The sequence below is a fragment of the Pantoea sp. S62 genome, assembly GCF_016658625.1.
Lineage (GTDB): Bacteria > Pseudomonadota > Gammaproteobacteria > Enterobacterales > Enterobacteriaceae > Pantoea > Pantoea vagans.
This window is the reverse complement of the sequence record NZ_JACVVI010000011.1, coordinates 105,836-129,612: the sequence shown is the minus strand read 5'-3', so window position 1 is coordinate 129,612 and position 23,777 is coordinate 105,836. Positions and strand designations below refer to the sequence as shown.

The window sequence follows — 23,777 nt, the reverse complement described above, 5'->3', positions numbered from 1 at the left end:
CGGGTAGAGCGACCAGGGACTGGCTTGAGCGTCTTTCCGATCTGTCCATATTCCCTGAGCGGGCACAATCAGAAAGCAAAACCGGCCAGACTTTGTCACCCACCTCAAACCTCTGTTATGTGACAGAGGTTTTTTGTTTCTGACATACCGGTTTAAAGCATCTGACGCCGATCAATCTCGGTGCGGAGAAAATCGAGAAAACAGCCGATACGCGACGAGAGCGTGGTATTACGGTAATAAACCGCATGCACTGGCAACCGCAAATCGCGGGTTTCCGCGGTAAGAACCGGCACCAGTCGGCCAGCGGCACAATCTTCCCGGCTGACAAAGTCGGAGAGCCGTGCGATACCCTGTCCTGCCAGCGCCAGCTGCCGGATGGTTTCACCGCTGGAGGCTACGAGTGTCGGCTTGACGCGCATAAAATCCCCATCAGGCTGCCAGATCGGCCAGACGTTGAGGCTGTCAGGATAACTGAAGCCGATGGTCTGATGCTGCGCGAGATCGGCAACACTCTGTGGCGTGCCCGCTTTCGCCAGATAGGCCGGACTGGCCATCAGCCGGATTGCACTACTGCCAAGCAGCCGGGCGCGCAGCGTGGAGTCGCGCAATTCCCCGATACGAATGGCAATGTCGGTCTGCTGCTCCAGCAGATCGATCATAATATCGTCGGTATTCAGCTCAAGCTGGATCAGCGGATAGCGGGCGCGAAAATCGTCCACCAGCGGCACAATCACATGCAGCATAAAGGGCGTCGCAGCGTTCACCCGCAGCCGTCCTGACGGCATCTCGCGCCGCAGCGCAATCTGCTCTTCCGCCTGCTCAACCGAGGCCAGGATGTGGCGCGCATGCTCCAGAAAGACCTGTCCCTCTTCGGTCAGCGCCAGCCGTCGGGTAGTCCGATGCAACAGCGTGGTCTGCAGCTTACTCTCCAGCCGCGACAACGCCCGGCTAATGCCCGAACTGGTCTGCGCCAGCTGGGTTGCCGCCGCCGTAATGGAACCGCTGTCCACCACCGCCACCCAGGCGCGTAGCTCTTCCAGGGTAATTTTCACAAGGGTTACTGTCTCTGCTCTGAATCTGCCGGGTTCTCTGAGGATGTGCGGGCTGAAGCACAAAGAGAACAGGACGCTTTCGCGTCCTGTTTTTTACACTTCAATATCGGCCAAATCGCCTTTTTCCTGCAACCAGTTACGCCGGTCTTCGGAACGTTTTTTCGCGAGCAGCATATCCATCATGCGCAGCGTCTGGTCAACATCCTCTTCACTGATCGTCAGCTGGACCAGACGGCGGGTATTCGGATCCAGCGTCGTTTCACGCAGCTGTAACGGGTTCATCTCGCCCAGCCCTTTAAAGCGCTGAACGTTCGGTTTGCCCTTTTTGCGTTTCAACTGCTCCAGCACGCCCTCTTTCTCATCTTCGTCCAGCGCGTAGTAGACCTCTTTGCCGAGATCGATGCGGTAGAGCGGCGGCATCGCAACGTAGACGTGACCATTTCTGACCAGTGAACGGAAATGTTTCACGAACAGCGCACAGAGCAGCGTAGCAATGTGCAGACCATCGGAGTCCGCATCCGCCAGAATGCAGATCTTGCCATAGCGCAGCTGCGACAGATCTTCGCTGTCAGGATCGATGCCGATCGCCACGGAAATATCATGCACTTCCTGCGACGCCAGCACCTCATCGGAAGAGACTTCCCAGGTGTTCAGGATCTTGCCTTTCAGCGGCATAATCGCCTGATATTCACGATCGCGCGCCTGTTTGGCCGAGCCACCTGCCGAGTCCCCTTCGACCAGGAACAGTTCTGTTTTATTCAGATCCTGTGCGGTGCAGTCCGCCAGTTTACCCGGCAGTGCCGGTCCGCTGGTGAGCTTTTTACGCACCACTTTTTTGGCTGCCCGCATACGCCGCTGGGCGCTGGAGATCGCCAGCTCAGCCAGCATTTCCGCCGTCTGAATATTCTGGTTCAGCCACAGGCTGAAGGCATCTTTTACGACGCCAGAGACAAAGGCAGCACACTGACGGGAAGAGAGACGCTCTTTGGTCTGTCCGGCGAATTGCGGATCCTGCATCTTCACCGACAGCACATAGGCGCAGCGATCCCAGATATCTTCCGCTGAGAGCTTCACGCCACGCGGCAGAATGTTGCGGTATTCGCAGAATTCACGCATCGCATCCAGCAGCCCCTGACGCAGGCCGTTGACGTGCGTCCCGCCCTGCATGGTCGGGATCAGGTTAACGTAGCTTTCCGTTAACAGCTCGCCGCCTTCCGGCAGCCACAACAGCGCCCAGTCCACCGCTTCCACATCACCGGCAAAGCTGCCGACAAAAGGTTTTTCCGGCAGCGTCGGCAGGCCATTCACCGCTTCACACAGATAGTCGGTCAGGCCATCTTCGTAGCACCAGCGCTGCTCGGTATTGTTCAGCTTGTCTTTGAAGACAATCTCAACGCCAGGGCAGAGCACCGCTTTGGCTTTCAGCAGATGGGAAAGACGCGATACCGAGAAACGCGGGCTGTCGAAGAAGCTTTCATCAGGCCAGAAATGGACGCGCGTGCCGGTATTACGTTTCGCCACCGTGCCGGTGACGGTGAGATCCTGCACTTTGTCGCCATTTTCAAACGCCATGTCATAGATTTCGCCATTACGGCGCACCGTGACTTCAACACGTTTTGACAGGGCATTAACCACAGAAATGCCGACGCCGTGCAGGCCGCCCGAGAACTGATAGTTTTTGTTGGAGAACTTGCCACCCGCATGCAGACGACACAGGATCAGCTCGACAGCGGGCACGCCCTCTTCCGGGTGGATGTCCACCGGCATGCCGCGACCATCATCAATCACTTCCAGCGACTGATCAGCGTGCAGAATCACTTCAACCCGCTTCGCATGGCCGCCCAGCGCCTCATCGACGCTGTTATCAATCACTTCCTGACCCAAATGGTTGGGACGCGTCGTATCGGTGTACATGCCCGGACGACGGCGAACAGGCTCAAGGCCAGTCAGGACCTCAATGGCATCCGCGTTATAGTTAGATTGACTCATCGTAAATGTCTGATTAGAAGGGTGAAATGGGGTGCGATTTCCGCATTACTCAGGGATGATTCAGACCGAGAAAGTCCAGAATCTGCGGGAAATGGCGCTCGAATCCAGTAAATGCATGATTACCGCCCTCTTCTACCGTATGACGGCACGCGCTGTAATAGTCGAGCGCCTGGCGGTAATCGAGAACTTCATCGCCGGTCTGTTGCAGCAGCCAGAGTAAATCGGGCGCTTCCAGCGGTTCAATCTGCATTACTTTGAGATCGTAAATGTGGCGTGACTCTAACACATATTGCTGGCCGGTGTAGGGATTCTGATTTTCGCCCAGGAAATCCGCCAGCAGCTCAAAAGGTCGCACCGCAGGATTAACGACCACGGCAGGCAGCATAAAGCATTGCGACAGCCAGGTGGCGTAATAACCGCCCAGCGAGGAGCCCACCAGCCCCAGCGTTTCGCCACTACGGCTTAGTACCAGATCTTCCAGCATGGCCGCGGCATCGGCCGGAAAAGTCGGCAACTGAGGCACGATCATCTCGAGCCCGGGATGCTGCGTCTCTAACCATTGCCGGAACTGCGTTGCCTTCGCCGACTGCGGCGAGCTGTTAAAACCGTGCAGATAAAGCAATGCCGCCACGCGTCAGTATCCTTCTGAGTCTAAATCGGGACGAAAAGCGTCGGTGTCGAGCCGGTTGACCTCGGTCTCAAGGCCGCCATCCGGATGCAGGGTAAACCAGCGCCAGCCCGGTGCCACCGTGTCAATCGTAAAGCTGGTGCAGTGCGGTTTGAACTGGACGCAGGTTGACGGCGTCGCCAGCACGCGGCGACCGTGCCACTCCAGATCCAGCTCCTGATGAATATGACCACAGACCAGCGTCCGGGCTAAGGGGTAGCGCTGTAACACCGCATCGAGCTGATGGGAATTACGCAGGCTGTGCTGATCGAGCCAGGTACAGCCCGAGGCCAGCGGATGGTGATGCAGCAGGACCAGCGTATGACGTTGCGGAAAGCGGGACAGTGCGTTGTCGAGCCACTCCAGCTGATAGTCGCTCAGCATCCCATGCGGGACACCGTAAACCTGGCTGTCGAGCAACACAATCTGCCACTGCTCACCCACCAGCACCTGCTTGTGGGCATTGATGTGCGCTGCCGCCAGCGTGTCGACCATCGCGGGCTGAAAGTCGTGATTACCGGGCAGCCAGACACAGGGGCGCGGTAAACGTGAGATACCCTCAGCAAAATGCTGATAGGCTTCGACAGAGTGATCCTGGGCGAGATCGCCGGTGGCGATGATCAGGTCATAGTCGCGCTGTTGCGCAATAATCGCATCCAGCACCGCGTCATAACTCGACCAGGTGTTCACGCCAAGCAGCGATTCATGTTTTCCCGCGAACAGGTGAGTATCCGTGATTTGCAAAATCCTGATTTCGGAACCGTTCGCTGCAGGAAGAGTTAGCAGGCTATCCAAAGCGTTTCCTTCGTCTCCACGCCATTTACTGCATTATACGCATCAGCAGACCGGAACTGCCATTGCGCCATGCGCCAGGCAGTAGCGCAGCCAGTCTGCAAGAAACTGGTTTATCTGATGCTTTTCATCGCGCTGATGCAATTTTTTATTAGGATAATCATAGCGCGCTTTGAAGCGATAGATCTGTTGAGTTGAACACACTTCGGCGACCATCGCATCGTGATAGAGCCGGACCGACATTGAGGGCAGGCTCCAGTAACTCACGGCAGGCGCGACCTGGCGGATCTCCACCAGCGTGGTGTAGCGCGTCGACTCCTGAATCGTCAGCTGATAACGGGCGCCACTCACCTGATAAATCACCGATTCGCCCGCCTCATCGTTGCGCGGCAGCAGGCGGCGTAACTGGGCGAAGTTGGTTTCGCAGAGCCGCATCATTTCGGGAAAGTCAGGGGTATAGCGCTGTTTCATTTTTGTATCCACTCTTCGCGTAGTTTTTCATGGTGCAACGCCAGCCATTGCAGGGCGATGACAGACGCCGCATTGTCGATTATCCCCTCTTCCACCCAGCGATAAGCCTGTTCGCGGCTCACCACATGCACAAGAATATCCTCATTCTCTTCCTCCAGACCATGGCATCCCTCTGCCTGGCTGGCATCCACTTCCCCAATCAGCACCGACAGACGTTCGCTGGTGCCACCAGGGCTGGCCAGATAGCTAAGCACAGGCTTAACCCGGCCAACGTCTAAACCTGCTTCTTCAACGGCTTCACGGCGCGCAACCTGCTCAACCGATTCGCCGGGTTCAATAATGCCGGCGACCATCTCCAGCAGCCAGGGTGAAGCACTGCTGTCATAAGCCGGGATGCGGATCTGTTCAATCAGCACCACTTCATCGCGTAAGGGATCATAAGGTAGCAGCACGGCGGCATGTCCGCGCTCAAAAACTTCACGCTGCACTTCCCCACTCATTTCGCCATTAAACTGGCGGTGGCGGAAGCGGTAACGTTCGACGGAAAAAAAACCATCATAGACGGTTTCGCGTGCAATAATTTCTACATCGTTTTTTGTGAAAGTCACAGGGGATTTTTTTTCTTCCGGCATCATCAGGTTCCTTGTGCAGATTGGAGTGGAGCGAAAAAAGCCTGTAACTGTGCTCCATGTAAGTAGTTCTTTCTGAATTATTTACGTAAATTAGGGGGAGAAGGCACGTTCAGCCAACTTATCTCACAGTTGCCCTCTGCTAGAATCGGCGATAATTTTTTGGCTTACCCGGCAGCGCACCCACTGCAATTTGCTGCAACAAAAGGAATGCAAATGAAAAAACTGCTCCCATTTTTTATTGGGCTGAGCCTGGGCGGTTTCAGCTTCGCCAGCCAGGCAGAAGACCTGCTTCAGGTTTATCAACAAGCGCGTCTGAGCAACCCGGATCTGCGCAGTGCCGCTGCCGATCGCGATTCTGCTTTTGAGAAAATCAACGAAGCGCGTAGCCCATTATTACCCCAGCTCGGCCTGGGTGCAGACTACACCTATAACAACGGCTATCGCGACAGCAGCGGTCTTCATTCCAACACGACCAGCGGCACACTGCAATTGACTCAGACTATTTTCGACATGTCGAAATGGCGCGCGCTGACCCTGCAGGAAAAAGCAGCCGGTATTCAGGATGTGACCTACCAGGTGGCGCAGCAGGATCTGATTCTGAACACCGCTACTGCGTACTTCAACGTACTGAAAGCGATTGATACGCTTTCTTACACCGAAGCGCAGAAACAGTCGATCTATCGCGAGCTGGATCAGACCACGCAGCGCTTTAACGTTGGCCTGGTTGCCATCACTGACGTACAGAACGCCCGCGCGCAATATGACAGCGTACTGGCTAACGAAGTCACCGCGCGTAACAACCTTGATAATAACGTAGAAACGCTGCGTCAGATCACCGGTATGGATTACATGTCGCTGGCTTCGCTGAGCATCGATCGCTTCAGAACCGATAAGCCTGAAGCGGTCAGCGCACTGCTTAAGCAGGCGGAAAGCCGTAACCTGTCGTTGCTCTCTGCCCGTCTGAACCAGGATCTAGCCCGTGAGCAGATCCGCTCCGAGGAAACTGGTCATATGCCGACGCTGGATCTGACCGCCTCTACCGGCATGTCAAACAGCAAATATGGCGGCAGCCGTGCGAACCAGAGCGCCGGTTCTACTGACTCCATTACTGGTTCAAACCAGGTGGGTCTGAGCTTCTCACTGCCACTTTACAGTGGTGGCAGCGTAACTTCCCGAGTGAAGCAGGCGCAGTACAGCTTCGTCAGCGCCAGCGAACAGCTGGAAAGCGCCCACCGCTCAGCGGTTCAGACCGTACGTTCATCGTTTAACAACGTGAATGCGTCTATCAGCAGTATCAATGCCTACAAACAGGCCGTCGTTTCTGCGCAAAGCTCTCTGGATGCGTCAGAAGCAGGCTATCAGGTGGGTACGCGTACTATCGTCGATGTGCTTGATGCGACGACTGTGCTCTATAACGCGAAGCAGCAGCTTTCCGATGCGCGCTATAGCTACCTGATTAACCAGCTGAATATCAGCTATGCGCTGGGTACGCTCAATGAGCAGAGCCTGCAGAAACTGAACAGTCAGTTGGGTAAAGAGATCCCGACGTCACCGGAAACCGTGGCACCGGAAAATGCCCAGCAGACCGCACGTGTGGATAGCGGTCCGGCGGCAACCGGCTCTTCTGAGGCAGCGCGTCCTGCAGCTCGCCACAGCAGCGGTAATCCTTTCGGTAATTAATCTGCGGGCGGGCTGCTTTGCGGCCCGCCTCTCTGTTGAACGTATAACTAAGTAAAGATCCCTGTTGTATCAGGCCTCCAGCTTCAATTTTACCCCCCCATCCCCTATTCTATGCGCTACCTTTGGGCACAGGATAATCATAATGAAACGCACAAAATCTATTCGCTATGCCGCTTTTCGTAAGAGCTGGCAGGCACGCCATTTAACGCCCGTTGCTATCGCCGTTTCGGCGGTATTTATGCTGGCTGGCTGTGAACAGAACGATGAAACGGTTTCGATGTACCAGAACGCCGATGACTGTTCGAAAGCCAATCCGGGCCAGAGTGCGCAATGTACCACCGCATTCAATGAGGCTAAAAAAGAGGCAGAACGCACCGCGCCAAAATATGCCACCCGTGAAGATTGTGTCGCTGAATTTGGCGAAAACCAGTGTCAGCAGACACCGGCTCAGGCAGGTGTAGGCACCACCAATGCGGAATCACAGCAGAGCGGCGGAAGCTTCTGGATGCCACTGATGGCGGGTTACATGATGGGCCGCATGATGGGCGGTGGTTCAGGCTTTGCGCAGCAACCGCTGTTCTCGCCGAAAAATGCCCGTAGCCCGGCCAATGGTCAGTTTGTTGATGCATCGGGCCGTAACTACGGCGCAGCTACCTCCGGCAAAACCATGACCGTGCCGAAAACGGCGCTGGCACCAAAACCGGCCACCACGTCGACCATTACCCGTGGTGGCTTCGGTGAAACCGTCGCGAAGCAGAACAGCATGCAGCGCAGCAGCGCCACCGGCACCTCCAGCCGCTCAATGGGAGGCTAACGCCCCGATGGAACGCATTGCCATTTCAGAGCGCCCGGGCTGGCGCGAAAAAGCCACCGAGTTCGGTTTTCGTTTTCACACCATGCATGGCGAACCCTACTGGTGTGAAGAGGCCTATTACCAGTTCACGCTGGCGCAAATCGAGCATCTGGAAGAGGTCACCGCCGAGTTGCATCAGATGTGCCTGCAGGTGGTGGAAAAAGTGGTCAACAGCGAAGCGCTGCTGACTAAATTCCGCATCCCTAAGCATACCTGGGATTTCGTGCGCGATTCATGGCATCAGCGTCAGCCATCGCTGTACTCTCGTCTGGATCTCGCCTGGGATGGCAAGGGTGATGTGAAGCTGCTGGAGAACAATGCTGATACGCCGACCTCGCTGTATGAAGCAGCATTTTTCCAGTGGCTCTGGCTGGAAGACCAGCTTAATGCCGGTCAGCTCCCCGCTGGCAGCGATCAGTTTAATAGCCTGCAGGAAAAGCTGATTGAACGCTTTGCCGCGTTACATCAGCAGCACGGCTTTAACTGGCTGCACTTCGCCTGCTGCCGCGACACCGACGAAGATCGTGGCACCGTGCAGTACCTTCAGGATTGCGCTACCGAAGCGGGTCTGCCGAGTGAGTTTCTCTATATTGATGAGATTGGCTTGGGCGAAAAAGGTGAATTCACCGACGCTCATGATCAGGTGATTAGTAACCTGTTCAAGCTCTATCCATGGGAGTTCATGTTGCGTGAAATGTTCTCTACTAAGCTGGGCGATGCGGGCGTGCGCTGGCTGGAACCGGCATGGAAAAGCATCATTTCGAACAAAGCTCTTCTGCCGCTGCTGTGGGAGATGTTCCCGAATCACCCTAACCTGCTGCCCGCCTGGTTCGCGGAAGATGACGTGCCACACATGGAAAAATATGTGGTGAAGCCGCTGTTTTCACGTGAAGGGGCTAACATCCGCATCGTAGAGAATGGTCAGGAGATTGCCCGCGTTGATGGGCCGTACGGCGAAGAGGGAATGATCGTCCAGCAGTTCCATCCGCTGCCAAAATTTGGCGACAGTTATACGCTGATTGGTAGCTGGCTGATCGACGATCAACCGGCTGGGATCGGCCTGCGTGAAGATCGCGACCTGATCACTCAGGATCTTTCCCGTTTCTATCCGCACGCCTTTATCGGTTAACGCACCGCGATAATAACAGGCCAGCTTCTGGCCTGTTTTCTCTCAGCTTCGCCCTAACCTACCTGAACCGACAGCATGCTGATAGCACCCATCTCCATGCCATCAACCGGAATACTGATGACGTCATCCGGCTGACGTGCGCCCAGCACATAGAGCAGCGGCAGATAGTGCTCAGGCGTCGGGTTAGAGAGCGCCGCGCCAGGGTGATTCATAAAGTTGACCAGCGGATGAGAAGCCGCATCGCTCTGTACCGCCAGGTTATCGCGGACGAACTGTTCAAAACTGCTGGCCCACGGATAGACTTCGCTGTTGCCATCCCAGCGCACTTTACGCAGGTTGTGCACCACGTTGCCGCTGGCGACAATCATTACGCCCTGATCGCGCAGTGCAGACAGTTTCTGGCCCATCTCAAAATGCCATGCCGCAGGTTTAGTGCCATCAACGCTGAGCTGTACCACCGGAATATCGGCATCCGGGTACATCTTAATCAGGACGCCCCAGGAGCCATGGTCCAGTCCCCAGTCCTGATCCAGCTTCACCTCAACGGGCGCTAACTGCTCCACCAGCTGCTGAGCCAGTTCAGGCGATCCGGGTGCCGGATAGCGCGTATCAAACAGCGCCTGTGGGAAGCCACCAAAATCATGAATGGTCTTCGGCTGTGCCATTGCCGTCACGGCGGTGCCACGCGTATACCAGTGCGCCGAAACCGCAATAATGGCGCGTGGACGTGGCAGCGTGTCGCCTGCGTGACGCCACGCGGCGGTATAGCGGTTCTCTTCAAGGGCATTCATCGGGCTGCCGTGGCCTAAAAACAGGGCTGGCATGCGTAACTGGCTCATTCGTACTCTCCGGCATCCGGTGGTTTAATAGCCACTACGATACGCGCATTTGCCAGGTTATCACGCGGATAACCATGATGATGATCACCAGGAAATTTGAATGAAATCTGACGTAACAGCTGGCACAGGTATTCAGCAGAGAGAAGTGTGGAAAAGCGAGAGTTCAGGCGTCATGGCGGTATGAAAAAAATGAAACAGGCCCTGATCGGGGCCTGTTTATCGCAGCAGAAAGATTAACTGGCGTGGCGCGTTTCGTGCGTACGACGCCAGGCGATCAGATCTTCGATTGTCACTACCGGCATGTTGTGCTGACGCGCGAACGTAATCGCTTCAGGCGCATGGGCCATAGTGCCATCATCGTTAGTCAGTTCACACAGAACACCTGCAGGCTTAAAGCCGGCCAGCGTTACTAAATCGATGGTTGCTTCAGTGTGTCCGCCACGGGTTAACACGCCGCCTTCGCTGGCACGCAACGGGAAGACATGACCTGGGCGATGCAAATCGGCTGGTTTTGCATCGTCGGCAATCGCCGCGCGGATGGTGGTGATACGGTCCTGCGCGGAAACACCCGTCGTGACACCTTCTGCGGCCTCAATGGTCACGGTGAAGCCGGTGCCAAAGGAGCTGGTGTTGTTTTCTACCATCATCGGCAGGTCGAGCTGCTGGCGACGCGCTTCGGTCAGGCAGAGGCAGACGATGCCGCTGCCGTGACGAATAGTCAGTGCCATTTGTTCAACGGTCATGGTTTCTGCGGCGAAGATCATATCGCCTTCGTTTTCACGATTTTCATCGTCGAGTACCATCACACCGCGTCCCTCACGCAGGGCGGCGATAGCACGTTCTACACGCTGTTCAGGCGTGCCAAATTCAGAAAGTAGCGTCTGATTCATGGTAATAAAAACCTTAAAATGTATGGGTTACCAGAATCAGGGCGTGCTTAGGAGTGACGTCAAAAAGACGTGGCAATAACGTGATGCAGACACAATTGTCCGACAGATGTCGTTACCCTCTCCCATCCGGACTGTAACCGTCGGCCCCGGAATTACACCGGATCTGCTGACCTTTATCTCTCTTTTCATCAAGATAAAGCGCTCGCGGGCTTTCAGCCAAAGCTGATTTACCGCCGGTGGGGAATTGCGCCCCGCCCTGAGAATAAGCCTTTCAACTATAACGCCGATCGTTTGAGGCGGCAATCATCAATAGCGCAATTGCTTTTGCATTTCCTGCGTTACGGATTTGAGGTTTATCCTTTTCATTTCTGGCATTACACTTAACACTTATTACGTTGGTAAACACGCTGACACAGCTCCCCGTAACCAGGAAATCATCATGATCGACACGAAAAAAATTGAACAACTTGCCCGTCAGGTTCACGAAGCGATGCCTAAAGGTGTTCGTGAGTTTGGTGATGATGTCGAAAAGAAAATTCGTCAGGTTCTTCAGGCGCAGCTGACCCGGATGGATCTGGTCAACCGTGAAGAGTTTGATGTGCAGACGCAGGTATTACTGCGTACGCGGGAGAAACTGGCGGCGCTGGAGCAACGTCTGGCCCAGCTGGAAAGTCAGGGTTCATCAGCGGGTACGCCTCCGACGGCAACCGCACCGGCAACACCTGTTGCAGCGGCCACACCATCTGCTTCAGTAGCCACCTCACCCGCTGTTTCACCGCCACCGGTTGCCGATGTCGTGAAACCTGTTCCGGACAACAAGTCAGAATAAGCGTTAAGCGGGAGCCAGGCTCCCGCTTACCCTCTGCGTTAGCTGCCGCGAATGGTTTTGATGATGTTGGTAGTGGAGATACCATCCTCGAAGTTCAGCACCTGCACGTCGCCGCCATTTGCCCAGACTTCTTTACTGCCCGCGATATCTTCCGGCTTGTAATCACCGCCTTTGACCAGCAGGTCAGGCAGAATGCCCGCAATCAGCCTCTGCGGCGTATCCTCTTCAAATACGACCACCCAGTCGACCGCTTCCAGCGCACCCAGCACGATCATCCGGTTTTCCTGCGGATTGACCGGACGGCTTTCACCTTTCAGACGCTTAGTCGACGCATCGCTGTTCACCGCAACGATCAGTCGATCGCCGAGCTTGCGGGCGTTGGCCAGATAAGAGACATGTCCCGCATGCAGAATGTCGAACACGCCGTTAGTCATCACCACTTTTTCGCCACGACGGCGGGCCATCTCAACGGCGGCTTTTAACTGCGCTTCCGTCATGATGCCAAAACCCTGTTCCGGGCGGGCATGAATCGCATTTTCCAGTTCAACGGTGCTGACGGTCGAGGTACCGAGTTTACCCACCACCACGCCCGCTGCCGCGTTGGCCAGGAAACAGGCTTCTTCCAGCGAGTCGCCGGCTGCCAGCGCTGCCGCCAGCACGCCAATCACCGTATCGCCGGCACCGGTGACGTCATAGACTTCCTGCGCCTGGGTTGGCAGATGCAGAGGCGCTTTGCCCGGCTGCAGCAGCGTCATACCGTTTTCGGAACGGGTCACCAGCAGTGCGGAGAGATCAAAATCAGCGATCAGTTGGGTGCCACGCGCCACGATCTCCTCTTCGTTTTTGCATTTGCCGACCACGGCTTCAAATTCGGAGAGGTTCGGCGTCAGCAGCGTCGCGCCACGGTAGCGCGCAAAATCAGTGCCTTTCGGATCAATCAATACCGGCACGCCCGCTTCGCGCGCAAGGGTAATCATGGTCTGCACGCTGGAGAGCGCGCCTTTGGCATAATCGGACAGCACCAGCGCACCCGCTGCGGCCAGTGAATCACGCATTTTCTGATGAATTGGCTCCGGATCGACCTGTTCAAAGCCCTCTTCAAAGTCGAGGCGGATCAGCTGCTGGTTGCGGGAAAGCACGCGCAGTTTGGTAATGGTCGGATGGCTTTTGACCGCCACGAAGTCACAATGAACGTTGACGTCTTTCAGCGTGTTGCTCAACACGCGCGCCGCATCATCTTCGCCGGTCAGGCCGATTAGCCGGGACGCGGCACCGAGTGCTGCAATGTTCATCGCTACGTTTGCCGCGCCGCCAGGGCGCTCTTCAACCGTGTCCACTTTCACCACCGGAACCGGTGCTTCAGGGGAGATACGGCTGGTTGGGCCATACCAGTAACGATCCAACATTACATCGCCAACAACCAGCACTGAGGCTTGGCCGAACGCGGGCAGAGTCACTTTCATTCCAGACACTCCAGACTGCATTAAAAATAGTGCGCGGATGATAGCACAGTTGCGATTTGTGCTATCAGCATCACGCCAGGATAGACGCAGGCGTTATCAGCCAGCGCTGCCAGCTGTTCAGAACCGTCTGCCGCTCCGCTGCGTAAGCCTCTGGCTCAACGTGGCCCGGCAGCTCCTGCAGGGCGCGATGGTGCAGGGCGTCGCGCAGCGTGACATAAGCCTGCGTCAGCGCCTGCGCTTCATCGGCGGGCATTTTATGGTACTTCGCCATCAGCTCGAAAATGCGCACATTGTCAGACCAGCGCGTCAGTTCAGGCTGCTCAGCGGCGTAGCGTAAGACAAGATATTGGGCGATGAATTCAATATCGGTGATGCCTCCCGCATCGGCTTTGATATCCCAGCGACCTTTATGTTTGTTGCTGAGGTGAGCGCGCATCTTTTCACGCATCTCACGCACTTCGGTTTGCAGCGCGTCTGCAGGACGTGGCAGCGACAGAATCGTCTGACGAATCGCGTTGAAACGGTCACCCAGTGCCGCCTCACCAAACACCACGCGCGCCCGGACCAGCGCCTGATGTTCCCATGTCCAGGCTTCACTGCGCTGATACTCTTCAAATGCCTCAAAGGTACTGACCAGCATCCCCGCCGCGCCAGAAGGGCGCAGCCGCGCGTCCACTTCGTAGAGAATGCCGGAGGCAGTGCGGGTACTAAAGAGATGCATAATGCGCTGAGCGAGCCGCAGATAGAACTGACGACCATCGATGCTGCGATCCCCTTCGGTCACGGCGTCTGCCGGACAGTCATGCAGGAAGACTAAATCGAGATCAGAACTGTAACCCAGCTCCCAGCCACCCAGTTTGCCGTAACCCAGCACCGCAAAACCGCGTTCATGTTCATTGCTCAGGTGAGAGGGACGACCGTAGCGCTGCACCATCATGTTCCACGCCTGACGCACCACAGAGTCGATGATTGCTTCCGCCAGCCAGGTGAGATGATCGCTGACTTTCATCACCGGCAGCGTGCCCGCGATGTCAGCAGCAGCGATACGCAGATGCTGCGCCTGCTTAAACTGCCGCACCGCTTCCAGCTGCTGCTCCTCATCCTCAGTGGGGATGCGCAGCAGATACTGCCGCAGCTCGTCACGATAGGCGTCGGTGGCAGTCGGCTGATAGAGCGTGGCGGGATCGAGCAGTTCATCCAGCAACAGGGGGTGACGCGCCAGCTGGCTGGCTACCATCGGTGAGGCCGCACACAGGCGAATCAGGTGACGCAGGGCACCGTGATATTCGGTCAGCAGCTCCAGATAGGTGCTGCGGGTCAGCACGCCGAGCAGCAGTGGCGTCAGACGGCTCAGCGTGACCGCCGCGTCTTCACGCGGGCAGACCTCGCTCAGCAGGCGCGGCATCAGCTGATCCAGCGCCTGACGGCCACGCGGGCCGATGGTGCGCCGGCTGATGTCCTGACGAAACGCCTCCAGCGTCTGATGCAGCGTAAGCCGCTGATCGTCGCTGAGCTGCGGCACCAGCGGAGCCAGTTCACTATCTTCCAGCTGGTCCTGCCACAGCACCTGAAACTCCGCCAGCTCACGCTGATCGCCAATCTCAGGCGTATCTTCCCCAATCAGCTCATCAAAGATTGTCCGTACCGCTGCCATCTGAGCATCAAGTTGGGTCATCAGCGCAGGCCAGTCGGCACAATCCATCGCCCACGCCAGCCGGGCGCGATGCAGCTCATCCTCGGGCAGCGTCTGGGTCTGCTCGTCGCCCAGGCTTTGCAGCAGATTCTCCAGCCGCCGCAGGAACAGATAGGCGTCACGCAGCGCATCCACCTGCTCAGCAGGCAGCAGGGCCAGCGTTTTGATCGCCTCAAGCGTCGGCAGCAGCGAACGCAACTGAAGCGAGCGTTCACGTCCGCCGCGAATCAGCTGGAACACCTGCACGATAAACTCGGTTTCACGGATGCCGCCCGCGCCGAGTTTGATATTGTTTTTCAGCCCGCGTCGCCGGACTTCACGGCTGATCATCCCTTTCATGTTACGCAGCGACTGGATCACGCTGAAATCGATGTAACGCCGATATACGAACGGCCGCAGCATCTGCTGCAGCTCCAGGCTCCAGCGGTCGTGGTCATCGCCCATCAGGCGGGCCTTGACCATGGCGTAACGCTCCCAGTCACGTCCCTGCTCCTGGTAGTAATCTTCCAGTGCGGCAAAGCTCATGACCAGCGGACCGCTGTCGCCAAACGGCCGCAGCCGCATATCCACACGGTAGACAAAGCCATCCATGGTGGGTTGATCCAGGACTTTGATCAGCCGCTGGCCCATACGGGTAAAGAACTGAGCATTATCGAGCTCACGCCGTCCGCCGCGCGTGGTGCCGTTTTCTGGCCAGGCGAAAATAAGGTCAATGTCAGAGGAGAAGTTCAGTTCACCGCCACCCAGCTTGCCCATGCCCAGAATCAGCAGCGGCTGAGCGTCGCCATCGGCATTACAGGGCGTACCAAAATCACGGCAGCAATCCTGATATACCCAGTCGCGCGCCCTGCTGACCAGCACCTCAGCTAAGACACTAAGCTGTTGCAGACTCTGTTCAGTCGTGGCGTGTTGCAGAGCCTGCATCCAGGCGATACGCACCAGCATACGGCGGCGAAACAGCCGCAGTTCGCGCATCAGGCTCGCTTCACTGTCAATGCCGCTGAGTACCTCATTTAGCCATACAGCGTAGTGCTGCCACTCATCAGGCTGCAGCGGCTGGTCGAGCATCGTCTGCCACCAGTCGGGATGTTGTTGCAGGTTTTCCAGCACGAAATCGCTGAAAGCCAGCCCGGCGGCCTGCTCCGGGCTAAGCGAAGTCGGCGGAACCCCAAGCTGTCGGGCGGCCTGGTCGGCCTGGTCGCGTAGCAACGCGGGAAGTGCTGCCAACATAACGCCCTCCTTGATGGCGGTACGAATTACCCGTTAGCGGCTAGCGCCGCTGGTGAGCCAGAATGGCTGCTGTTTCAGTGCCTGCGACGTCAGCCAGGCTAATCCGGATGACTGCTTTTCATGAATCGCCGACAGTAGTTGCTGCCAGGGTTCGAGCCAGGCCATCACCGTTTCCACGGGATAGGAACCCGCCAGCAGGTGCACCGTCAGCAGCTGACGCGCCAGACGGGTAGCTTTGTCCTGATACTCATTGGGCTGTTTGACCGTGATGAATGTCTCTCTCAGATCGGCATTGACGCGGCTCAGCATGATGTCGCTGAAACGCTTAAACGAACCCTGCAGCTTGGCTTCTCCTTTGGCATCGATCCACTGACGCCACTGAGACTCCGCCAGCCAGTGGGTCAGCGCCAGCTGCGTTTCAACCGAGAGGGAAGATAAGCAGAACGTCGCCGCCTCCTGCTCTTCGTTTACCAGCGTCTCTTCCAGCGTGGTCAGCTGCTGACGCAGAGCACTGCTGGCTTTGCGTGGCACCAGCGCACCAAACAGGCTGAACGCCTGACGCAACAGATCCAGCGCTTCGCGCACTGCATCCTGCGCCGCCGCGTTGCCGCGCAGCCAGACTTCTTCATGATATTGCCAGTGACGCAGCCCCGCCGACATTGAAGCGACCATGCCCTGCTCAACGGTCGCTTTAGCGCCTGCTTTCAGCAGCGGGAAAGCCTCAATCTGGCGCGGCGGATTACCCTGCGCCAGTTGATAACCGCGGGCGGCTTTGCTCAGGCTGCCCATACGCAGACCGCCCAGCGCCACCAGTTGCTGCGCAAAGGCCAGCAGATCCTGGCGTTCGCCACTTTTCAGCTCCAGTTCGATCTCGCACAGCGGTTCGCTGAGCTCACCCGCCGTGACCGCACCCTGATCAAATGCGACTTCAATTTCACTATTGCCTGTGGTGATCAGCCAGACTTCACGCTGGAAATGGGTGGTGAATAGCGGCTGTAACCGCTGTTGCAACGCCGCGACATCAGTGCCCTTAGGCCAGATCTCTGCGGGCAGGCGCGCAATATCCAGCACCGGCTCGCTGAGCTCAACGTTATATTCCGGACGCTGATGCAGGCCGCCGAGCGTCTGCCCCGCCGCTTTCAGCGTCATTTCATAACGCTGGTCGACGCCACGGATACGTAATCCCATGTCCCAGCGCCGAAGCTGGTTGTCGTCAGTTTCGAAGTAGATGTTGGTCAGCTCGCGAGCAGCCTGATGCTGATGCGGCAGAGTGGAGAGCAGTTCAGCCAGTTTCCCGGCTGCCTGTGGAGTTGCAATGAACTTTAGTTCGATTTCGATGGTCATAATTTTTTATTCACTACGCCGCTGGCACTTAAGAGGGTTTTTCCTGCATATTTCAGGCGATTATCAGCAGGTTACTCACGCTGCCGCCTGGAGGGCAAGGGGTTTATGAGGCGAAGATTAATGCACAGAAGCCGCGCTGTCTCTGCTTTCTTTGCTCTTTCGCAGACCTTTTCGCACTCTCATGAGACCAGGATAGTTCTCATTCAGATTTATGCGAGGCCTCTCCAGACTGTGCCGGTAAATTTTAAGTCAGACTAAGCCAAACGAAATCGAATGAAAAAAATCACACTCGCTGGACTCACTTTGCTGGCCCTCAGCACCCTTGCACCTGCCCATGCCGACGAAAAACGCTATGTTTCTGATGAACTCTCAACCTGGGTCCGCAGCGGGCCGGGCGATCAGTTCCGCCTGCTCGGTAAGCTGAACGCCGGGGAAGAGGTGCAGCTGCTACAGACTAACAATGACACCCATTATGGCCAGATCCGTGATTCGGAAGGCCGCACCACCTGGATCCCCCTGTCGCAGCTCAGTGCCAATCCGAGCCTGCGTACCCGGGTGCCGCAGCTTGAGCAGCAGGTGAAAGATCTGACGGCCAAGCTGGATAACATCGACAACAGCTGGAATCAGCGTACTGCTGAGATGCAGAACAAAGTCGCCAGCAGCGACGGCGTGATCAACGGGCTGAAAGGCGAGAATCAGAAGCTGAAAAATGAGCTGATCGTCGCCCAGAAGAAAGTCAGCGCCGCTAACGTTCAGCTGGATGACAAGCAGCGCACCATCATCATGCAGTGGTTTATGTATGGCGGCGGCGTGCTGGGTGTTGGCCTGCTGCTGGGACTCTTATTGCCGCACATGCTGCCGCGCCGTAAGAAAAGCGATCGCTGGATGAACTGACCCCCTTCTGTCGGGTTTGAGCAGGGGATCGCAGGATCCCCCTTTTGGCATGTCTGCAATCCGGGGAATCTGTGCAACAATAAAATGAGATGCACCGCTGATTTCAGGCGCGGGATACGCCCGGCGTGCAGGTCATTTCTTTTTCTCTGGAGTTTTGCGTGAAGACGTTTCTTGTTGGCGGTGCGGTGCGTGATGCGCTGCTGAATCTGCCGGTTACAGACAAAGATTGGGTGGTAACAGGCTCCACGCCCGAAGTCATGCTTGAGCAGGGTTATCAACAGGTCGGTCGCGATTTTCCCGTTTTCCTGCATCCCGTCAGTCGCGAAGAGTATGCGCTGGCCCGGACCGAGCGGAAAAACGGGAAAGGCTACACCGGCTTTGTCACCTGGTCTGCGCCCGACGTGACGCTGGAGCAGGACTTACAGCGCCGCGATCTGACCATCAATGCTATTGCGCAGGATGAAAACGGCGAGCTGGTTGATCCCTACAACGGCCAGCGTGATATTGCACAGCGCCTGCTGCGTCACGTCTCAGAAGCCTTCAGTGAAGACCCGCTGCGGGTATTGCGCGTCGCGCGCTTTGCTGCGCGTTTTGCCCATCTCAACTTTCGTATTGCCCCCGAAACCCAGCAGCTGATGCAGCAGATGGCCGAAAGCGGTGAGCTGTCGAATCTCACTGCCGAACGGGTGTGGAAAGAGACGGAAAAAGCGCTGAGTTCACGCAATCCACAGGTCTATTTTCAGGTGCTGCGCGACTGCGGGGCGTTGCAGGTACTGTTTCCTGAGCTGGATAATCTGTTTGGTATTCCTGCACCGATTAAATGGCACCCGGAGATCGACACCGGTGTACATACGCTGATGACGCTGGCGATGGCCGCCGCGCTCTCCAGTGAGATCGATGTGCGCTTCGCCACACTGTTTCATGACGTCGGTAAAGCGCTGACGCCGCCTGAGCTGTGGCCGAGCCATCACGGTCATGGTCTGGCAGGCGTTCCGCTGGTCGAGGCGCTGTGCCAGCGGCTGCGGGTGCCCAATGCAATTCGCGATCTGGCGCTGATCGTGACCGAGTTTCACGACATTGTGCACACCATTGAGCGGCAATCTGCGGCGTCACTGGTAGCGCTGTTTGACCGCATTGATGCCTGGCGTAAGCCGCAGCGCGTTGAGCAGATGGCGCTGACCAGCGAAGCAGATGCGCGCGGACGTGCCGGGCTGGAGAGTATGCCTTATCCGCAGGGCGACTATCTGCGTCGTGCTTTTGCGCTGGCGCAGGCGGTGCCGACCAGAGCGGTGGTCGAAGCGGGATTTAAAGGGATGGAAGTGAGGGAAGAGATGACGCGACGACGCATTGCCGCCGTCGCGCAGGGTCTGGCGATCGGGCAGCCTGACTAGCAGGCTGCCACGGGTTTACATGAAGATCATGTAAACCGCTGCCGCCACGATAAAGCGGTAAATGGCGAACGAGACAAACGAGATGCGTTTGATCAGCTCAAGGAAAGCTTTAATCGCAATCAGCGCCACGATAAATGCCGTTACGAAGCCCACGGCGAACATCGGAAAGTCTGCCATGGTCAGGAAGCCGATGCTCTTGTACATGTCCAGTACGGTCGCACCCATCATCATTGGCACCGCCAGGATGAAGGAGAACTCTGACGCGGCATAGCGGCTCACACCCATCAGCATTCCGCCGGAGATGGTTGCACCGGAACGTGAGAAGCCCGGCCACAGCGCTAAGCACTGGAAGCAGCCAATCATGAAGGCCTGACGATAGGTAATATCATCGACGCCGACGGCTTTCGGCTGTTTTGGCTTAAGATACTCTGCGGCCAGCAGCAGCACCCCCCCCACCACCAGCGCGTACATCACGTTGATCGGATTGAACAGCGTTTTGATCTGATCGTGCAGCACCAGACCCACTACCACAGCCGGAACCATACCCAGCAGGATATGGATCAGCGACAGGCGCCCGGTGCCGACACCTTCATGTTTGACTTCGCCAAAGTGAATGCCGATCAGGCCAAACAGACGGCGCCAGAACATCACTACTACAGCCAGAATCGATCCTAACTGGATCACAACTTCAAAGGTCTCGGCTTTTTCACCTTCAAAGCCCAGCAGGTGACCCACTATAATCATGTGCCCTGTGGAAGAGACCGGTAAAAATTCGGTCAGCCCTTCCACAACGCCCAGGATTGCAGCTACCCAAAGCTGATGAATATCTGCCATCAAATGTTCCCTCTATCCGTTTCAAAACCATTAAAAAGGCGGTAGCGCGTTGCTATCGCCTGAAATCATGCCGCAATTAGCCTGAATTAAACCTTAAGGTCCGCTCCGTTTCGCCTGCTGTAACGAAACGGTTCACGCTATGACAGACAGTAATTTGGTTTGGTTTCATTGTGATGGCAATCACATCGTATTTATTTAGGAATAGTCCCGCGCTCAATTCGCACGCCAACCTGCGCCGCCTGGGCTACAGCGCCCGGTTTGCTTACCTTTATGCGTACGCCAGGCGAATTGAAACGGTTCATCAACAGATCCGCGATTTCTTCAGCTACCCGCTCAACCAGGGCAAAACGCCCCCCGTTCAGATGGGTCAGAATCGCCGAGGAGACATCGGCATAGCTGAGACAATCTTTAACATCGTCGCTGCTGGCCGCCAGACGGTTATCCCAGGCCATTTCGACATCGAGCACCAGCTTCTGCTGTATACCCTGTTCCCAGTCGTAAACGCCAATGGTGGTGAACACCGTGAGTTGTTCTATAAATACGATATCCATGATGAGGGTCTCTGTTTTTGGCTAAGCCGGATACCACTTCCGGCGGATTATGCGTATTATCCACGGTTGATGAGATCAAAACGACCCTAAAGGGAACGGTACGGTGTTATGAGTGCTTTCGCGCTTGGTATGATTATTTTCGCGTATCTTTGCGGTTCGATTTCCAGTGCGATTCTGGTTTGCAAACTCGCTGGCCTGCCCGATCCCCGCACACACGGTTCCGGTAATCCGGGTGCCACCAACGTACTGCGTCTGGGCGGTAAAGCCGCAGCAGCAACCGTATTAGTGTTTGATGTGCTGAAGGGGATGGTGCCGGTCTGGCTGGCTTATCTGATGCACGTGACGCCGCTCTATCTTGGCCTGACCGCCATTGCCGCCTGTCTCGGACATATCTATCCGGTCTTCTTTCACTTTCGCGGAGGCAAAGGTGTGGCGACGGCATTTGGCGCGATTGCGCCGATTGGCTGGGACTTAACCGGGCTGGTCACCGGCACGTGGCTGCTCACGGTTTTACTCAGCGGCTATTCCTCGCTGGGGGCGATTGTCAGTGCACTGATCGCGCCATTCTATGTCTGGTGGTTCAAACCGCAGTTCACCTTTCCGGTGTCCATGCTCTCCTGTCTGATCCTGCTGCGTCATCACGATAATATTCAGCGGCTGTGGCGCGGTCAGGAAGGCAAAATCTGGAAGCGCAAAAAGAAATCTCAGCCATAAAAAAGCCGGCAATAGGGTGTCCAAAAAATGTGGCTGTGCGACCGGCACTGCTCAGGAAACAGGGTCAGATCGGAAAGACGCAAAAGCCGTCATCCCTGACCGCTCGGCCCGCGCCATCCATGGCGCGTGACGCTTTCCTCTTCTGACCCAGTTCCCTGCGTGTTGAGCTTATCCGTTGCGGCCAGAGGCACTCTCATTCAGGCTGTTGAGCCGGCTTTTTTTACGTCAGATGGCGGGCAACTCCGCCAGCGGCCAGCGCGGTCGCACGCTGACACTCAACTCGCCCCGCGTCCCGCCTTTTAACCGCACCATGCCCGCGTACGCGATCATCGCACCGTTGTCGGTACAGAACTCCGGGCGGGCGTAAAACACTTCGCCGCCGCGCTTTTGCATCATGACCGCCATCTGCTCGCGCAGTGTGCGGTTAGCGCTGACGCCCCCGGCAATGACCAGACGCTTAAAGCCGGTCTGATCCAGCGCGCGCTTACATTTTATCGACAGCGTATCCACCACCGCATCTTCAAAGGCGCGGGCGATGTCAGCACGGGTCTGCGCATCATCAGGATTAGCGCGAATCGTATTCGCGGCAAAGGTTTTCAGGCCGGAGAAGCTGAAGTCCAGACCTGGACGATCGGTCATCGGCCGCGGGAAGGTGAAACGCCCCGCCGTGCCCTGCTGCGCCATCTTCGACAGCATCGGCCCGCCCGGATAATCCAGACCCAGCAGCTTCGCCGTCTTATCAAAGGCTTCGCCCGCTGCATCATCGATCGATTCACCCAGCAATTCATATTCACCGACGCCAGTGACACTAATCAGCTGGGTATGTCCGCCGGAGACCAGCAGTGCGACAAACGGAAATTCCGGTGGATTCTCTTCCAGCATCGGTGCCAGCAGGTGGCCTTCCATATGATGAACCGGCACGGCAGGCACTTTCCACGCAAACGCCAGCGCGCGGCCAATGGTGGCGCCGACCAGCAGCGCACCCACCAGTCCGGGACCGGCTGTGTAAGCCACGGCATCAATCTGTTGCGGTTCAAGCCCCGCCTCTTTCAGCGCCGCCTGAATCAGCGGCACGGTTTTACGCACGTGATCGCGTGAGGCCAGTTCCGGCACCACACCGCCATAATCGGCGTGCAGTTTTACCTGGCTGTAGAGCTGGTTAGCCAGTAATCCAGCCCCATCATCATAGATTGCGATGCCGGTTTCATCGCACGACGTTTCAATACCCAGAATTCGCATTGCATCACCTCATTCTTGCGGCGCGCAGTTTATCACAGCAATGTGATGTGCAGCGCGGACATCCCGCGTAAAAAGTCATTTTCTGTCGGCTAAAGAGTGCGCTATACTCCCGCCCCTGGAAAAACCGGCAGCCGCACAGGCAAACGCTCCTGTTGGTTTCAAATTATCCATGGTGCTTTACAAACCAACATGAGTTGGAGTAAAATGCTGCACCATTTTGAAATGTGCTGGCGCCGCAGTCAGCAGCAAAACCGAATTTTATCGAGGTGAGAGTTACATGCCGGTAATTAAAGTACGTGAAAACGAGCCATTTGACGTAGCACTGCGTCGCTTCAAGCGTTCATGCGAGAAAGCAGGCGTTCTGGCTGAAGTTCGTCGTCGTGAGTTCTATGAAAAACCGACTACCGAACGTAAGCGCGCTAAAGCGTCAGCAGTTAAGCGTCACGCCAAGAAACTGGCTCGCGAAAACGCACGCCGCACTCGTCTGTACTAAGTCGTTCCGGAGGTTCGCCTCCACCGCGTGATTCACGCAGACAGAGTCAAGTAAAAGGCCGTGCTTTCCGAAAGGAAGCGCGGCTTGTTGCCGTTTATGAGCTGAAAA

The 23,777-nt window shown here is 56.5% G+C and carries 22 protein-coding genes and 1 riboswitch; of the genes, 8 read left to right on the top strand and 14 right to left on the bottom strand.

Translation table 11 applies throughout. The features are described 5' to 3' along the window. Positions 1 to 152: 152 nt before the first annotated feature. From IBT54_RS16405 to nudF, 6 genes are all read right to left on the bottom strand, one after another. A complete protein-coding gene (locus IBT54_RS16405; protein ID WP_201252479.1) occupies positions 153 to 1,052 on the bottom strand; it encodes a LysR substrate-binding domain-containing protein in 900 nt (299 codons plus the stop codon). 93 nt (positions 1,053 to 1,145) lie between these two features. Continuing rightward, positions 1,146 to 3,041: a DNA topoisomerase IV subunit B gene (gene parE / locus IBT54_RS16400; protein WP_033784060.1), complete on the bottom strand. Its 1,896-nt coding sequence runs from the start codon at positions 3,039 to 3,041 to the stop codon at positions 1,146 to 1,148. 49 nt (positions 3,042 to 3,090) lie between these two features. After that, entirely contained in the window at positions 3,091 to 3,672 is a 582-nt protein-coding gene (gene yqiA, locus IBT54_RS16395; protein ID WP_201252478.1) for an esterase YqiA, read from the bottom strand. 3 nt (positions 3,673 to 3,675) lie between these two features. Further along, positions 3,676 to 4,503, bottom strand: a complete 828-nt coding sequence (cpdA, locus tag IBT54_RS16390; protein WP_013359054.1) for a 3',5'-cyclic-AMP phosphodiesterase — start codon at positions 4,501 to 4,503, stop codon at positions 3,676 to 3,678. 42 nt (positions 4,504 to 4,545) lie between these two features. Then, on the bottom strand, positions 4,546 to 4,971 hold the full coding sequence (locus IBT54_RS16385) for a DUF1249 family protein (protein WP_008925735.1): 426 nt from the start codon (positions 4,969 to 4,971) through the stop codon (positions 4,546 to 4,548). Then, entirely contained in the window at positions 4,968 to 5,603 is a 636-nt protein-coding gene (nudF, locus tag IBT54_RS16380; RefSeq protein WP_033734725.1) for an ADP-ribose diphosphatase, read from the bottom strand. The genes IBT54_RS16385 and nudF overlap by 4 nt, the downstream gene beginning before the upstream one ends. Before the next feature lie 213 nt (positions 5,604 to 5,816). Between nudF and tolC the strand changes: the two genes are divergently transcribed. The 3 genes from tolC (at position 5,817) to IBT54_RS16365 (ending at position 9,265) form a co-directional block, all read left to right on the top strand. After that, positions 5,817 to 7,283: an outer membrane channel protein TolC gene (tolC, locus tag IBT54_RS16375; protein WP_201252477.1), complete on the top strand. Its 1,467-nt coding sequence runs from the start codon at positions 5,817 to 5,819 to the stop codon at positions 7,281 to 7,283. 142 nt (positions 7,284 to 7,425) lie between these two features. Further along, on the top strand, positions 7,426 to 8,097 hold the full coding sequence (locus IBT54_RS16370; protein WP_033733914.1) for a DUF1190 family protein: 672 nt from the start codon (positions 7,426 to 7,428) through the stop codon (positions 8,095 to 8,097). 7 nt (positions 8,098 to 8,104) lie between these two features. Next, entirely contained in the window at positions 8,105 to 9,265 is a 1,161-nt protein-coding gene (locus IBT54_RS16365; RefSeq protein WP_013359058.1) for a glutathionylspermidine synthase family protein, read from the top strand. A gap of 53 nt (positions 9,266 to 9,318) precedes the next feature. Here the strand turns inward: IBT54_RS16365 and ygiD are convergent, their stop codons facing one another. Next, positions 9,319 to 10,104, bottom strand: coding sequence for a 4,5-DOPA dioxygenase extradiol (gene ygiD / locus IBT54_RS16360; RefSeq protein WP_013359059.1), 786 nt, complete (start codon positions 10,102 to 10,104; stop codon positions 9,319 to 9,321). 233 nt (positions 10,105 to 10,337) lie between these two features. Next, positions 10,338 to 10,994 (bottom strand): 3,4-dihydroxy-2-butanone-4-phosphate synthase, encoded by a 657-nt coding sequence (gene ribB / locus IBT54_RS16355; RefSeq protein WP_033784063.1) that lies wholly within the window; start codon positions 10,992 to 10,994, stop codon positions 10,338 to 10,340. A 110-nt stretch (positions 10,995 to 11,104) separates the two neighbouring features. Next, positions 11,105 to 11,262: riboswitch (FMN riboswitch) on the bottom strand. 171 nt (positions 11,263 to 11,433) lie between these two features. Here ribB and IBT54_RS16350 point away from each other — a divergent pair. Beyond that, positions 11,434 to 11,823 (top strand): accessory factor UbiK family protein, encoded by a 390-nt coding sequence (locus IBT54_RS16350; RefSeq protein ID WP_095706653.1) that lies wholly within the window; start codon positions 11,434 to 11,436, stop codon positions 11,821 to 11,823. Between the two features lie 38 nt (positions 11,824 to 11,861). Here the strand turns inward: IBT54_RS16350 and hldE are convergent, their stop codons facing one another. The 3 genes from hldE to IBT54_RS16335 form a co-directional block, all read right to left on the bottom strand. Next, the gene (hldE, locus tag IBT54_RS16345) at positions 11,862 to 13,286 is read right to left on the bottom strand and encodes a bifunctional D-glycero-beta-D-manno-heptose-7-phosphate kinase/D-glycero-beta-D-manno-heptose 1-phosphate adenylyltransferase HldE (protein ID WP_013359063.1); all 1,425 of its coding nucleotides are present in this window, start codon (positions 13,284 to 13,286) and stop codon (positions 11,862 to 11,864) included. Positions 13,287 to 13,356: 70 nt separating this feature from the next. Then, the gene (glnE, locus tag IBT54_RS16340; RefSeq protein WP_201252476.1) at positions 13,357 to 16,209 is read right to left on the bottom strand and encodes a bifunctional [glutamate--ammonia ligase]-adenylyl-L-tyrosine phosphorylase/[glutamate--ammonia-ligase] adenylyltransferase; all 2,853 of its coding nucleotides are present in this window, start codon (positions 16,207 to 16,209) and stop codon (positions 13,357 to 13,359) included. Between the two features lie 33 nt (positions 16,210 to 16,242). Then, positions 16,243 to 17,553, bottom strand: a complete 1,311-nt coding sequence (locus tag IBT54_RS16335; protein ID WP_013359065.1) for an inorganic triphosphatase — start codon at positions 17,551 to 17,553, stop codon at positions 16,243 to 16,245. A gap of 273 nt (positions 17,554 to 17,826) precedes the next feature. On the opposite strand from IBT54_RS16335, the gene IBT54_RS16330 reads away from it, so the two are divergent. Together IBT54_RS16330 and IBT54_RS16325 are read left to right on the top strand one after the other, a co-directional pair. Then, the gene (locus tag IBT54_RS16330; protein WP_008925741.1) at positions 17,827 to 18,447 is read left to right on the top strand and encodes a TIGR04211 family SH3 domain-containing protein; all 621 of its coding nucleotides are present in this window, start codon (positions 17,827 to 17,829) and stop codon (positions 18,445 to 18,447) included. 158 nt (positions 18,448 to 18,605) lie between these two features. Then, positions 18,606 to 19,838: a multifunctional CCA addition/repair protein gene (locus tag IBT54_RS16325; RefSeq protein WP_201252475.1), complete on the top strand. Its 1,233-nt coding sequence runs from the start codon at positions 18,606 to 18,608 to the stop codon at positions 19,836 to 19,838. Between the two features lie 15 nt (positions 19,839 to 19,853). Here the strand turns inward: IBT54_RS16325 and bacA are convergent, their stop codons facing one another. Both bacA and folB read right to left on the bottom strand, forming a co-directional pair. After that, positions 19,854 to 20,672 (bottom strand): undecaprenyl-diphosphate phosphatase, encoded by an 819-nt coding sequence (gene bacA, locus IBT54_RS16320; protein WP_013359067.1) that lies wholly within the window; start codon positions 20,670 to 20,672, stop codon positions 19,854 to 19,856. Positions 20,673 to 20,863: 191 nt separating this feature from the next. Beyond that, complete coding sequence (gene folB / locus IBT54_RS16315; protein ID WP_013359068.1) at positions 20,864 to 21,223, bottom strand: bifunctional dihydroneopterin aldolase/7,8-dihydroneopterin epimerase; 360 nt, start codon at positions 21,221 to 21,223, stop codon at positions 20,864 to 20,866. Positions 21,224 to 21,331: 108 nt separating this feature from the next. Between folB and plsY the strand changes: the two genes are divergently transcribed. Next, positions 21,332 to 21,937 (top strand): glycerol-3-phosphate 1-O-acyltransferase PlsY, encoded by a 606-nt coding sequence (gene plsY, locus IBT54_RS16310; protein ID WP_003848436.1) that lies wholly within the window; start codon positions 21,332 to 21,334, stop codon positions 21,935 to 21,937. A 225-nt stretch (positions 21,938 to 22,162) separates the two neighbouring features. Here plsY and tsaD read toward each other — a convergent pair whose 3' ends face one another. Beyond that, positions 22,163 to 23,176: a tRNA (adenosine(37)-N6)-threonylcarbamoyltransferase complex transferase subunit TsaD gene (tsaD, locus tag IBT54_RS16305; protein ID WP_095706649.1), complete on the bottom strand. Its 1,014-nt coding sequence runs from the start codon at positions 23,174 to 23,176 to the stop codon at positions 22,163 to 22,165. Positions 23,177 to 23,453: 277 nt separating this feature from the next. On the opposite strand from tsaD, the gene rpsU reads away from it, so the two are divergent. After that, on the top strand, positions 23,454 to 23,669 hold the full coding sequence (gene rpsU, locus IBT54_RS16300; protein WP_001144069.1) for a 30S ribosomal protein S21: 216 nt from the start codon (positions 23,454 to 23,456) through the stop codon (positions 23,667 to 23,669). Positions 23,670 to 23,777 lie beyond the last annotated feature (108 nt).